The sequence below is a fragment of the Streptomyces atriruber genome, from assembly GCF_001418325.1.
Lineage (GTDB): Bacteria > Actinomycetota > Actinomycetes > Streptomycetales > Streptomycetaceae > Streptomyces > Streptomyces atriruber.
The window spans coordinates 54,264-66,002 of the sequence record NZ_LIPN01000124.1 but is presented as its reverse complement, the minus strand read 5'-3'; the positions used below and the strand labels follow the sequence as shown (position 1 = coordinate 66,002).

12 protein-coding genes and 1 pseudogene are annotated in these 11,739 nt (G+C 67.7%); 7 read left to right on the top strand and 6 right to left on the bottom strand.

Annotation, left to right across the window (positions count from 1 at the left end; genetic code table 11):
• The 5 genes from AOK03_RS14850 to AOK03_RS42555 all read left to right on the top strand — a co-directional run.
• Positions 1–963: ROK family protein (locus tag AOK03_RS14850; protein ID WP_055565718.1), on the top strand; the 963-nt coding region annotated here is incomplete at its 5' end.
• A gap of 461 nt (positions 964–1,424) precedes the next feature.
• On the top strand, positions 1,425–2,024 hold the full coding sequence (locus AOK03_RS14845; protein WP_055565712.1) for an N-acetylmuramoyl-L-alanine amidase: 600 nt from the start codon (positions 1,425–1,427) through the stop codon (positions 2,022–2,024).
• A 76-nt stretch (positions 2,025–2,100) separates the two neighbouring features.
• The gene (locus tag AOK03_RS14840) at positions 2,101–3,471 is read left to right on the top strand and encodes a GAF domain-containing protein (RefSeq protein ID WP_244177619.1); all 1,371 of its coding nucleotides are present in this window, start codon (positions 2,101–2,103) and stop codon (positions 3,469–3,471) included.
• A 55-nt stretch (positions 3,472–3,526) separates the two neighbouring features.
• On the top strand, positions 3,527–5,050 hold the full coding sequence (gene exaC / locus AOK03_RS14835) for an acetaldehyde dehydrogenase ExaC (protein WP_055565711.1): 1,524 nt from the start codon (positions 3,527–3,529) through the stop codon (positions 5,048–5,050).
• Positions 5,051–5,232: 182 nt separating this feature from the next.
• Positions 5,233–5,994, top strand: a complete 762-nt coding sequence (locus AOK03_RS42555) for a hypothetical protein (RefSeq protein ID WP_157868951.1) — start codon at positions 5,233–5,235, stop codon at positions 5,992–5,994.
• 71 nt (positions 5,995–6,065) lie between these two features.
• Here AOK03_RS42555 and AOK03_RS14825 read toward each other — a convergent pair whose 3' ends face one another.
• Together AOK03_RS14825 and AOK03_RS44010 are read right to left on the bottom strand one after the other, a co-directional pair.
• Positions 6,066–6,617, bottom strand: coding sequence for an EF-hand domain-containing protein (locus AOK03_RS14825; protein ID WP_055565709.1), 552 nt, complete (start codon positions 6,615–6,617; stop codon positions 6,066–6,068).
• 137 nt (positions 6,618–6,754) lie between these two features.
• Complete coding sequence (locus AOK03_RS44010) at positions 6,755–7,024, bottom strand: EF-hand domain-containing protein (RefSeq protein WP_055565708.1); 270 nt, start codon at positions 7,022–7,024, stop codon at positions 6,755–6,757.
• A 642-nt stretch (positions 7,025–7,666) separates the two neighbouring features.
• Here AOK03_RS44010 and AOK03_RS14815 point away from each other — a divergent pair.
• Complete coding sequence (locus AOK03_RS14815; protein WP_055565707.1) at positions 7,667–8,266, top strand: GOLPH3/VPS74 family protein; 600 nt, start codon at positions 7,667–7,669, stop codon at positions 8,264–8,266.
• Positions 8,267–8,431: 165 nt separating this feature from the next.
• On the opposite strand, the gene AOK03_RS44005 is transcribed toward AOK03_RS14815, so the two are convergent.
• Both AOK03_RS44005 and AOK03_RS14805 read right to left on the bottom strand, forming a co-directional pair.
• Entirely contained in the window at positions 8,432–9,136 is a 705-nt protein-coding gene (locus AOK03_RS44005; RefSeq protein ID WP_244177618.1) for an SLATT domain-containing protein, read from the bottom strand.
• 379 nt (positions 9,137–9,515) lie between these two features.
• Positions 9,516–9,977, bottom strand: a pseudogene (locus AOK03_RS14805) (transposase); the annotation flags it as partial.
• Between the two features lie 217 nt (positions 9,978–10,194).
• Here AOK03_RS14805 and AOK03_RS14800 point away from each other — a divergent pair.
• On the top strand, positions 10,195–10,803 hold the full coding sequence (locus tag AOK03_RS14800; protein WP_055565717.1) for an SMI1/KNR4 family protein: 609 nt from the start codon (positions 10,195–10,197) through the stop codon (positions 10,801–10,803).
• 291 nt (positions 10,804–11,094) lie between these two features.
• Here AOK03_RS14800 and AOK03_RS42550 read toward each other — a convergent pair whose 3' ends face one another.
• Together AOK03_RS42550 and AOK03_RS14795 are read right to left on the bottom strand one after the other, a co-directional pair.
• On the bottom strand, positions 11,095–11,469 hold the full coding sequence (locus tag AOK03_RS42550) for a hypothetical protein (protein WP_157868950.1): 375 nt from the start codon (positions 11,467–11,469) through the stop codon (positions 11,095–11,097).
• A gap of 34 nt (positions 11,470–11,503) precedes the next feature.
• Positions 11,504–11,692 carry a hypothetical protein gene (locus AOK03_RS14795; protein WP_055565705.1) on the bottom strand — a complete coding sequence of 63 codons (189 nt, stop codon included), beginning with the start codon at positions 11,690–11,692 and terminating at the stop codon, positions 11,504–11,506.
• Between the last annotated feature and the right edge of the window lie 47 nt (positions 11,693–11,739).

Genomic DNA, 11,739 nt, shown 5'->3' with positions numbered 1-11,739 from the left:
GCCCTGGCCGTCAGCGCGCTGGGGCCCGTCGGAGTCGGTGCCGAGGTGGGGGTCGACCATCTCTCGGTGTGCGCGGTCGATCTGCGGGGGGAGATCCGTGCACGCGCCGAGCGGCGGGTCGCCAACCGCGGTCGCTCGCCCGTGCCCGTGTTGGAGGAGCTCGCTGTGCTGGTGCAGCAGGTGTGCGCCGAGGCACGACAAGAGGGGCTCTCCCCCGCGGGCCTGGCGGTCGCCGTGCCCGGTCTCGTCTCTCGCGATGCCAGGACGGTGGTCCGCGCCCCCAATCTCGGCTGGGGCGACATCGACCTGAGCCGGCTCCTCCCCACCGACCTGCCGCTGACAGTCGACAACGAGGCCAACTTCGGTGCGCTCGCGGAATTGTGGCTCGGTGAGGAATCGCCCCAGGACTTCCTCCACGTCTCGGCGGAGATCGGCATCGGCGCGGCGCTCGTCGTCGACGGGCGGCTCCTGCGCGGGACGCGCGGATTCGCCGGCGAGTTGGGGCATGTGCCCGTCCGCCCCGAGGGGCCTGCATGCCCCTGTGGCGGCCGCGGCTGCCTGGAGCAATACGCGGGCGAAGAAGCGGTCCTGCGCGATGCGGGCCTGAGCCCCGGAGAGCAGCGGGGTGAAGCTCTTGCCGAGCGCGCCACCGCAGGCGACGAGAGGGTGCGGCGCGCCCTCAGGGGTGCCGGGGCAGCCCTGGGGATCGCCCTCACCGGCGCCGTGAATCTGCTGGATCCGCAGGCCGTCGTGCTCGGCGGAGCGCTGTCGCGCCTCGCGCCGTGGCTTTTGCCCGCTCTCGAGCAGGAGTTGACGGAGCGCACCGCAGGTCGAGCCTGTGGAGTGACGGTGTCCGGCCTCGGTCCGGACGGGCCGCTGCTGGGGGCCGCGCACTCGGTGGCGCGGGCGGTGCTGGACGATCCGGTCGGAGTCAGTGGGGGCGGGAAGGCTCAGCGGACGTAGGCAGGACGGTCTTGACGTGCGCGACTGCCCCGATTCTGACCGGCGCCCCTCCCCCGATCGGGTGGCCGGGATATCCACAATCGCGCTGCCATACACCGATCCGGGTCACGCCCTTCCACCTCAACCGGCAGCCGCCGTACCGTGAATCACGCGAGGCGCCGCTGCCGTGACGAAGCGACAGCGACGGCGGTGACCACGCGGATCGGGACCCGTGCGCGCGGCGCGGCCCACCCGGTCGGACCGACGGCCCATCCGCCCAGAGTGGAGCGGTCGGACCTCCGCACCTCCTAGAGCTCAGTGCCCTTCACCGGAACGGCCTCTCCCCGTCCGGAGACCGGCTCTGCGTCTTTCACGCCGTAGCGGGCATCACCGCCGCAGCGAAACAGTGGGCCCACCACCGCGGTGGCCCCCCAGGTACAGCGCCAGTCCAGCCGTTCCCCCCACCGAGAGGCAGGCCAGTCATGGATCGAGTGAGACGCTTCCCCAGTCGGCGTCGACTGCTGCAGGGTGCGGTCGCGGCCGCCGTCCCCGCGGCGCTCCTGCCCGCGACCCGCGCCACCGCAGGGGCTCGCGCGGTCGACTATCCCTTGGCCGAATGGGTGCCGGCCAGCACCTCCAACTACACGGCGGCCAACCGGCCCACCACCTATCCCGTCGACTACGTGGTCATCCACGTCACACAGGAGACGTACGCGGACGCGCTCGCCATCTTCCAGAACCCGGCGAAGAAGGTCTCGGCCCACTATGTGGTGCGCTCCAAGGACGGCCACATCGCCCAGTGCGTCCGCGAGCGCAACGTCGGCTGGCATGCCGGGAACTGGACCTACAACACACGAAGCATCGGAATCGAGCACGAAGGGTGGGTCGACAAACCCGAGTACTTCACCGACGCGATGTACGAGCAGTCCGCCGCGCTGACCGCTGCGATCTGCTCGGAGTACGACATCCCGAAGGACCGTGAGCACATCATCGGCCACCATGAGGTCCCCGGATCGGACCACACGGACCCGGGGCCGTACTGGGACTGGTCGCGGTACCTACGCCTCGTCAACTTCGCCTGAAACACGGCGCGTCCTTGTCGGCTTCCGCCTCCGGGGCGACGATGGCAGCACCGCATCGCCGTCCCGGGAGGCCGATTTGACCGAGCCATGGCTGGCCCTGGAGCCGGGTGCCGATCCCGTCGAGCGGGTGCGGGTGGTGCGTCGGGCGCACGAGAGGTTCACCGCCGAGGGGACGATTTCCCGTCCGGTGCGTTCGGTGGTGGCCGACTCGTGGCGGAGGTCGGCGAGGGCGCGGGTGAGTCCGGAGGGCACTGGCGCGGCGGTGGAACTGACCGACGGCGACCTCGGGGCGTACCGGTCGGAGCATCCGCTGGCGCGGGTGATGCCGCTCTTCCGCGAGTTGATGGGCACCTTCGCGGCGGACGGGGAGCACCTGCTCGCCGTGTGCGACGCGCAGGGCAGGTTGCTGTGGGTCGAGGGGCACGCGGTGACGCGGCGGCGGGCGGGACGGATGAACTTCGTGCCGGGTGCGCGGTGGGCGGAGTCCGCCATGGGGACGAACGCCCCCGGCACTGCGGTCGCCGTGGGCCGACCGGTGCAGGTCTTCGCCACCGAGCACTACATGCGGCGCGTGCAGCCGTGGACGTGCGCGGCGGCTCCCGTGCACGATCCACGGACGGGGCGGCTCATCGGCGCGGTCGACATCACCGGCGGGGACGGGCTCGCGCACCCGCACAGTCTCGCCTTCGTGCAGGCGGTCGCGCGAGCGGCGGAGTCCCAACTGGCACTGCTCGCGCCGCCGGTGGGCGCGCGGGATACGGTCGAGTTGGCCGCGCTGGGGCGGGACGAGGCGTTGTTGCTCGTGGCGGGGCGCAAGGTTCGGCTCAGCCGCAGGCACAGCGAGATCGTGGTGCTCCTGTCTCGGCATCCGGAGGGACTGTCGGGGGACGAGTTGCTGTACGACTTGTACGAGGACGAGTCGGTGTCGCAGGTGACGCTGCGGGCCGAGATGGCTCGGCTGCGGCGGGTTCTGGGGGCGGAGCTGCTGCGGTCGCGGCCGTATCGGCTGGCGGTGCCAGTCGAGTCGGATGTCGACGCGGTGGAACGTCGGCTGGGTGCGGGGGCGGTGACGGCGGCCGCGGCAGCGTATGCCGGACCGTTGCTCCCGCAGTCCCAGGCCCCCGCTCTCGTCCGGCTCCGCCGCAGGCTGGCAGATCAGTTGCGGGCGGCACTCATCGAGCGCAATGACCCGGATCTGCTGATGAACTGGGCGCATGCTCCGTGGGGTGAGGACGACTTGGCGGTGTGGCGCGCGCTGGCCTCACTGCGGCCGACGGCTCCCGTCCGGGCCCGTCTGGAGGAGCTCGACGCCGAACTCTCCTCGCCCTCGGACGGCCACGGCGAGGGGGCGGAGGCGGCGTACGGCGGAAGGAAAGCGACGTACGACGGAGGGAGAGAAACCTGCGACGGGAGGATCGCAACGTCGATGCAACGTCCTCGTGTCTAGCCTCCGGGCGAGAGCTGCCCAACGGCGGGCAGTCTTTCCCGGGAGGCCAGCCAAGATGACCCGTTATGCAGCGCCCGGCACCGAGGGCGCGATCGTCTCCTACCAGTCGCGCTACGACCACTTCATCGGCGGCGAGTATGTGGCACCCGCCCGTGGCCAGTACTTCGAGAATCCGAGTCCGGTCAACGGGCAGACCTTCACCGAGATCGCCCGGGGCACGGCGGAGGACGTCGAGCGCGCCCTCGACGCGGCGCATGCGGCGGCGCCCGGGTGGGGACGCACGTCGGCCACCGGGCGCGCGGAAGTACTCCTGAAGATCGCCGACCGGATGGAGGCGAACCTCGAGAAGCTCGCGGTCGCCGAGAGCTGGGAGAACGGCAAGCCGATCCGCGAAACGCTCGCCGCGGACATCCCCCTCGCCATCGACCACTTCCGGTACTTCGCGGGAGTCATTCGCGCGCAGGAGGGGTCGCTGAGCGAGGTCGACGAGGACACCATCGCTTACCACTTCCACGAGCCGCTCGGTGTCGTCGCGCAGATCATTCCGTGGAACTTCCCGATCCTGATGGCCACGTGGAAGCTGGCGCCCGCGCTCGCCGCGGGCAACGCGGTCGTCCTCAAGCCTGCCGAGCAGACCCCGGCCTCCGTCCACTACTGGATGAGTCTGGTCGCCGATCTGCTGCCGCCCGGGGTCGTCAACATCGTCAACGGGTTCGGCGTGGAGGCGGGCAAGCCGCTGGCGTCCAGTCCGCGGGTCGCCAAGGTCGCCTTCACCGGGGAGACCACCACGGGGCGGTTGATCATGCAGTACGCCTCGGAGAACATCAAGCCGGTGACGTTGGAGCTGGGCGGCAAGTCGCCGAACATCTTCTTCGACGACGTGTGGGCCGCCAACGACGACTTCCGGGACAAGGCACTCGAAGGCTTCACGATGTTCGCGCTCAACCAGGGCGAGGTGTGCACCTGTCCGTCGAGGGCGCTGGTGCAGCGCGGGCAGTACAACGAGTTCCTCGAAGCGGCCGTCGCCCGCACGGAGCAGATCAAGGCCGGGCACCCGCTGGACACCGAGACCATGATCGGCGCACAGGCGTCCAACGACCAGCTGGAGAAGATCCTCTCCTACCTGGACATCGGCCAGCAGGAGGGCGCGAAGGTGCTGACGGGCGGGCAGCGCATCGAGTACGACGGTGAACTGGCCGGTGGTTACTACGTCCAACCGACGATCTTCGAGGGCGACAACCGCATGCGGATCTTCCAGGAGGAGATCTTCGGCCCGATCGTCTCGGTCGCGTCGTTCAACGACTTCGACGACGCCATCAAGATCGCCAATGACACGCTCTACGGTCTGGGGGCCGGGGTGTGGACGCGTGACATCAACACGGCGTACCGGGCGGGCCGGGCCATTCAGGCGGGCCGTGTGTGGACGAACTGCTACCACGCGTATCCGGCGCACGCGGCGTTCGGCGGATACAAGCAGTCGGGGGTCGGCCGTGAGACCCACAAGATGATGCTGGAGCACTACCAGCAGACCAAGAACGTTCTTGTTTCATACAGTCCAAAGAAGCTTGGGTTCTTCTAGAGCCTGAAGTCGGTTGCCTGGAAACGCCGTTGCACTCCAGGCAAACCGACACGGGGGTCACTCTGGGTAAGCAACAGGCTGCCCCAGGTCGACCGTCGACCTGCACGAGGACTGTCCCCGGACCAGTCACGGACCAGACTGCCGTCCGGGGTGCGGCAGGCGACAGCCCTCTGACACCTGTGGTGGCACGACCTAGCGGAACCGCTCGGGCCCTGCAATGCGCTTGCCTGGCGTGGGCAGTAGCCGATTTCCCGTTCCTCGCCCCTTGGGTCGAGGGGCTGCAGAATCGGCTCACCGCAGTCCTCGACGCCGAACGTCGGGCTTTCGCGGAACTCGTCCAGCCGGCCCATCTGCTGGAGGCTGCTGCCGTACGCGTCCTGCCCACGCCTCAGTTCTCCGGCGATCCCGGCTTCGTCGGGTTGGGAGCGGAAGCGGAGAAGACCTTCCGGCGAGCGTGGAACGAGTGGAGTCGCCGAGCCACCTGGTCCTGGCAGCGCCTGGAGGATCATGGCTTCTCGGTGTACACCGTCGTCAGCGACGCCTTCGGGCGCCGCCGCAGGGGGAAGCCCGAAGCTCACACCGCCTTCCGTCGGCTCACCGCCGGCTGGATCCGCCAGGCACGCGAAGAAGCCGCCCGCCCCACCACCACCACACCGTGGCAGCTGGTGGCAGTCAAGGCACCCGCTCTTCCCCGCACCCGCCACAGCGAGCCGGAACGCGACCCTCTCACCCTATGGAAGGCATCAGTCATTGCCACCTACCAGGTAGCTTTCACCCGAAAATCAGGCGCCACAGCCTTGCTCGTTCCTCACCTCGTCGCTGAGCAACTGCTCGCGTGCGCCTCCCACGACATGCCTGTCCAGCACCTTCCCTCCGCCGGCAGCGCGCTGCCGGCGGAGACGCTGCTGGAGCAGTGGGACCACGAAAGCCTCACCCATTCGTGACCTCACGCTGTCAGCTCGTCGCCAACACGGCCGTGATCAGGTCCCGGGCAGCCTGCCCGTATCGGGACCGATCAGCTGCGCGGCAGTGGCGAGCCGAGCAGCCAGTTGCCGGGTGCCTCGGTGTCGGTGCTGAGGTAGAACTCCTCGATGGCGGTGCGGAACTCGTCGTGGGTGATGGTGCCGCTGCCGTTGCGGTCGAGGCGCTGGAAGGCCGCGCTGGAGGTGGCCGGGTCGATACCGAGGGCCTCGTACATGCGGACGTACTCATCAGCGGTGAGCATGCCGCTCTTGTCGGTGTCCAGGGCGCGCATGAGGGCGTCGATGATGGGCGTCACCAGGCGTTCGACGGTCTTGGCATCAGCAGCGATGTGGGAGCGCATGGCGGTGATGAACTGTTGGCGCCCGATGCGGCCCTGAGCGTCCGGAGCACCGGCCTCGCCCAGGACGTCCCACCAGAGCATGAATGCCTCGCGCAGCGCGCTCTTGTTGCTCTCGTCCGGCGCTACCGCGGCGAACACCTCACCGATCTGCTGGAAGTCATCGCGGGTGAGGTAGCCGTCGCTAGTGCGGTCGAACCAAGTGAACAGGAAGGTGAACTTCTGCTCGGTGCTGTTCTGCGCCACAGCGGCCTCCTTGAACGGAGCGGTTGGTCTGGGCACTGAAGCTGGTCGGCCCAACCTTGGAACCTGGAGTCGGCACTCCCTGGGGTTCCATCGGAGCTTCAGGTCTCGATGTGCGTAAGGGAGCCAGCCCAATTCCCTTATGCAAGACGGCCGAAGATGTGGTTGGCCGGCGAGCCGGGATCGTCTCCGTAGAAGAACTCGGTGCGGCTGATCGCACCGTCGCCATCGCCGTCGGCGGGGTCAAAGAAGCGGTCGGCGACCGGCGCAAGCTCCTCGCAGTAGCGGGCGCGATCGGCGAAAGTGGCGGCGAACGCCTGTGTGACCTCCGACAAGGTCACCCTGTCGTCCTCGTCGGCGTCGGCGGGGGCGATCACGGACTCCCAGAACCCGTGCATGGTCTCGTACATCTGCCGCGCCTGAGGGGAGTCGGGGGCGATCCCCTGGCCCGGACGTAGCGCTCGCTCATCGTGACGACGTCCTGCCGCGATATCGCGCTGTCGCCGTCGACGTCTGCGGCGCGGAACCATCGCTCGTACTTGCGTGTGCGCAGCTCACCCATAGGCGCACGGTAAATGCGCCTCAGTGGCGCGCCTAGGCCTATTCCCGGCCGCCGACTCGAACAGGAGGGGCCGTGCGTTCACGTGGCGGATTGCTGTCCCCGTGCCCAACAGCATGGAGCACATCAGCCGTCAGCTCGCGGACTTCACGGTACGAGCCGAAGTTCGACGCTTCTCCAGATGCTTCAACATGTCTCATCCCTCCCTGCGGCAGGACTCGTGCGAAGACGCCACGCGCCTGATGATCTTGTTCTCATCGACCGTTCGCAGCCGCTCGAGGGACAGGCGGACGAACCGGCTCGGGATCCGCTACAGCGAAGACCCGCCGTTCCGACGTCGTCGGCAGAAACTCCCGCCACCTGGCGAAAAGACCTCGGCCGCGCGGGCGGGGCGATACTGGTGGTGACAGTCGCCCCACCGCCGCGCTGGCCTCGGACGCGGGCCCGGTGGGTGGGGACGCACCTTTGTCGATGTCTCCGAGGGGAGCCGTTCATGACCACGGCGAAAGACCTGTTCATCATCGCCATGGACCTGAAGCATTCCGTGGGACAGGGCGATCTGTCCCTCGCACTCGCGGGAGCCGAGCTGATCGATCTCATCGGTGCGGGGGTGGTCACCGTGGACGGCGACCGCATCGTGCCGGGTGGACAGCCGACGCTGGACGATCGGTTCATGGGCGAGGCTGCGGCAGGGCTCACTCGACAGGCGCCCTACGAGCGGATCGAGGACTGGATGTGGCGCCGGGGCCGAGACCTCTCGGCCGCGTATCAGGCCGCCATGGAGGAGAACGACGAGCTGAAGCCGCAGCTCAGCGGCCGGTTGCCTTTCGGCTCGCAGCGCATGGAACTGGTCGATACGCCCGCGCGCCGGCGTGCAGCCGACCGCTGGAAAGAGAAGGAACCCGTCCTGGCCTCCCTCGCCTCGGCCGTGGGCATCGACGACGAACCATCCGACGGTGAGCCCGGCCTCGAGGACGAGGCGGTGACGACCGTGCTGGCCGCCGTCCACGACGCGGTGATGGAGCTGGAGGCCGTACGCCAAAGGCGGACCATCGAGAACGCCGCCTTCGCCAACCTCTGGCGCGGACCGTGAGCCGAGCCCGCTTCGGGAGCGCGGTCGAGTCCGACGGCGACGCGGTCGCACAGCCGTCGGACAGCGCCTACGGCATGTCCATGGACCAGTTCCGGTCAGGTTCGCGCGGCCTACATCTGGGAACTGGGTGTGCGTCCGGCGCCGCCACCATCTGATCGCGGTGTCTCATGAGACACCGCCAAGTCTGGAGAACGACGGCACAGGCTGCTCGCGCATCCTGGACCGCGTTACGCGGCCCGTGAGGGGGGGGCTCAGCCCCCAGGGCAGCGCAGTTCCCAGCGACGAGACGTGCAGGGCGTCGCGGCCACGTGCCGCAGCGGCCGCTCTGAGGCGGCCGTGTCCCCCTCGTAGCTCGACCGGATACCGGGCGGGAGGATGAAGATCATGTCGAGGTCGGACACTCCCCTGCCCTGCTGCTCGTCCTGGGCGCGTTGGCGAGGCGTCGCGCACGGCCTGCTGCAGCTCGTCCCGCCGCTCTCGGCCCTCCGCGTTGGAGACGGTGCCGGACATCACGTCGGTGATGAGGGAGATGTACGACTCCCGGATGTCCCACAGCCGGGAGTCGATGCCGCGGTGGGCCTCGGACTCCTCCTCGAACTTGAAGGTCTTCGTCCCAAGGCTCATCCAGCTGACCAGGAGCGCGATAGAAGAGGTCGCGAGGCTCGTCAGCACTGCGCTGCCGAGAAGGCCGACCACCGCGGCCAGGAAGGTGCCCGAGCTGATCGCGGTGAGAACAATGAGGACGCCCTGCTGCCACCGGTGCTCAGTGAAGCAAATGTCCGCCTGCTTCTCATGGGTCTTGTGACTGTAGACCACGCGCCCGAAGGCCTCTCGCATCTGCGCCAGCAGGTACAGGTCGCGGTCGGGCACCGTGTCGCTCTCGGGTGTCAATTCGTTCCTACTCGGTCGAGGACTCCTGGACATGCGCCTGAAAGTCAGTTGCACATCTTCCGAGTATCGCCATGACCACTGGCACTCCGACCGACTTGAGCTAGCTCCCGTTCAGACCTCGCTCGATCCGGCACGCCCTGCGGCCCTCTCCTGCTTCGTACAGGTAGCGGAGAGCGCGGTGGACACAATGCCGCGGAGCCACTCGCACTGCAGTCGCAGCACGAACCGAGCCGACACCACCAGACCAAGATCCGGACCATGTCCGGACCAGCCCCTCACCTAAGGCTGCGCCAACTACCGTTTCGCCTTCCAGACCGCCAAAGAGAACTCCTAGAGGTTGTCCCGTATGGGGCTGGGGTTATCCCGTGAGGGCCATGTTGTGGAGTCGGGCGATGCCGAGGATGGCTCGGTGAACTCCGTTGCCCTTGAGTCGGCAGTCCCGAAGGATCTTCCAGTTCTAGCAGGCGGCCGGTGCCTTGGTAGCCGCCGTCAGCGATCACGGAACACCTGGGCAGGCGACATCGACGTCGGACTCGGTGAACGCCCGGCAGTCATTGCGGCTGCCAGGCAACGGGTCACCGATGGCCACCACCAGGCGGCTGTTCGCGTCGATGACGACCTGCAGGTTCGTCGAGTACCGGTAGTTCTTGCTCGAGGATGCGACGGTGCGGTCCCGGGTGGGGACCAGCGTCCCGTCGACGATGTAGACAGTATCCTCGCGTTTACGTCGGGCCGGCGAGATCGCCAACAGCGGTCCCAGATGATCCAGGGCCCGGTCCGCGGCCGACTTCGAGATCCCGAACAGCGGCAAACGACGCCGACATGGTGACAGCGGCGCAGCGATATGAGTGGTCCGCCCCCCTCCTGAAAGGGAGGCGTTCCGGATGGCCGAGTTGCCCATCAAGGCCCTTGAGCCCGCGTCGTGCACGAGTGCGGGGCCGCGCTACACATTGGCAAGTTGCGGCCCGAGAGCACCCGCTGGACTCGTCTGCATCAAGCCCAGAACAACACGGTTGTTGGTCGGTACCGTAGGCGCCATGTCTGATCAGATGCACGTAGAGCCGGTTGTTACGGCCTGGCGCCGGGTCGAGACGTGGTTGCGAGAGAATGCGCCGACCTCGGCGGAATCGATGCTCCCGCCGGCCGCACATAAGGACGTCACAAAGGCTGAAGAACCGCTCCGACACTACGCCGGCTACGGATTCCCTCAGGAGCTGACCGCGCTGTGGCGGGTCTGCGGTGGCGTGGAGAACCTAGAGATCGAGGAGGATCAAGATGAAGGCGAGGTCGCGTCTGGTGACTTTCTGCCGGACGGCGTCCTTCTCGGCCCGGCGCTGAGCACACAGCCCCGAATCAGTTTTCCGGAGTCCGACCCGTGGGGTGCCGAGCAGTGGGTGGCCTGGTTGAGTACGGATGAGGAGGTCATCCCTGGCCTTTACATCTCTGATGACCCCGCGATGCGCGGAGTGGGCCGCTGGTCGACGCTGGACGGGAATTACGAACTCGGCGAACCACAGTTCCCATCGATCGCTTCGTACTTCGAGAAAGTACTTGAGACGCTACAACAGGGGCCCGCCACCCTGATGGGGCCGACCAACGTTCCAGGCATCATCTACGGATGTCTGCACTCGGATTCTCCAGAGTAACCATCGCTGCTGGCCCCGGAGAACTGGGTGCGGCTTCACTGAGATCCTGCTCTCAGGACCGGTGCCTCGGGGGCCGCACTGTACGGCGGGCAGCTTCACGACGAGGGGGCCTCCCACCGCGCGGACGCCACCCAGCTTGCTGAGCGCTACACCACTGCCGCAGAGCAGCTGGGTCACGACCAGGCTGCGGTTCGCCTCGCCCGGGGTCTACGCCATGGCACGCCTGGCCGACGACTGGCCCGAACAACGCCAGGTCTGCATCGACGTCCTCTGCGCCTACCTGCGCATGCCCTACGAACCCGCCCCCAACGCGGCAGGGTTTAGGACCGGCGAGCGGGAAGTCCACCTCACCATCATCAGAACCATCCGCGACCATCTCCTCCAGCCCGTTCCGCCCACCACCTGGTGTGGATACGACCTCGATTTCACCGGAGCTACCTTCGACGGCGGCGACTTCACTGCAGCGGTGTTCTCCGGTGGCACGGTTACCTTCGACTTCGCGAAGTTCTCCGGCAGTGTGTGCAGCTTCCTTGGGGCTACCTTTTCCGATGGCAACGTCACTTTCCGCAACGCGACGTTCTCCGGCGGCGGCATATCCTTCAAGGCTGCGGCCTTCTCCGGCGGCACAGTTTCGTCCACCCTCGGTTCGGGGCCAGGAATGCGCATGCCGTGCTCCCTCTGTGCGCGATGCGGCAGATGCCTACGACGCGGCTCCCTTGGCGTCCACCACGCCGCCGATGACCAGCAGGACGACGGGGAAGACGATCAGCAGGAACGCCATGGTCCAGCCCATCTTCGCCGTTGTCTTGATCGCGACCTTCCTGCAGAGCAGGGCCACGGGCACCAGGTAGAGGAACGCGGCGAAGAAGGCCAAGTACAGAAAGCCCATGAGGATTTCTCCCTAGACGTGCGGAGGGGGGACGGGCCGGCCGGTGC

What these genes read in the sequence shown, in the direction of transcription:
- AOK03_RS14845 (WP_055565712.1), top strand. Translation starts at nt 1,425, where the DNA reads ATGGATCGAGTGAGACGCTTCCCCAGTCGGCGTCGACTGCTGCAGGGT.
- AOK03_RS44010 (WP_055565708.1), bottom strand. Translation starts at nt 7,024, where the DNA reads ATGTACGAGACCATGCACGGGTTCTGGGAGTCCGTGATCGCCCCCGCC.
- exaC (WP_055565711.1), top strand. Translation starts at nt 3,527, where the DNA reads ATGACCCGTTATGCAGCGCCCGGCACCGAGGGCGCGATCGTCTCCTAC.
- AOK03_RS14795 (WP_055565705.1), bottom strand. Translation starts at nt 11,692, where the DNA reads ATGGGCTTTCTGTACTTGGCCTTCTTCGCCGCGTTCCTCTACCTGGTG.
- AOK03_RS42550 (WP_157868950.1), bottom strand. Translation starts at nt 11,469, where the DNA reads ATGCGCATTCCTGGCCCCGAACCGAGGGTGGACGAAACTGTGCCGCCG.
- AOK03_RS14800 (WP_055565717.1), top strand. Translation starts at nt 10,195, where the DNA reads ATGTCTGATCAGATGCACGTAGAGCCGGTTGTTACGGCCTGGCGCCGG.
- AOK03_RS14815 (WP_055565707.1), top strand. Translation starts at nt 7,667, where the DNA reads ATGACCACGGCGAAAGACCTGTTCATCATCGCCATGGACCTGAAGCAT.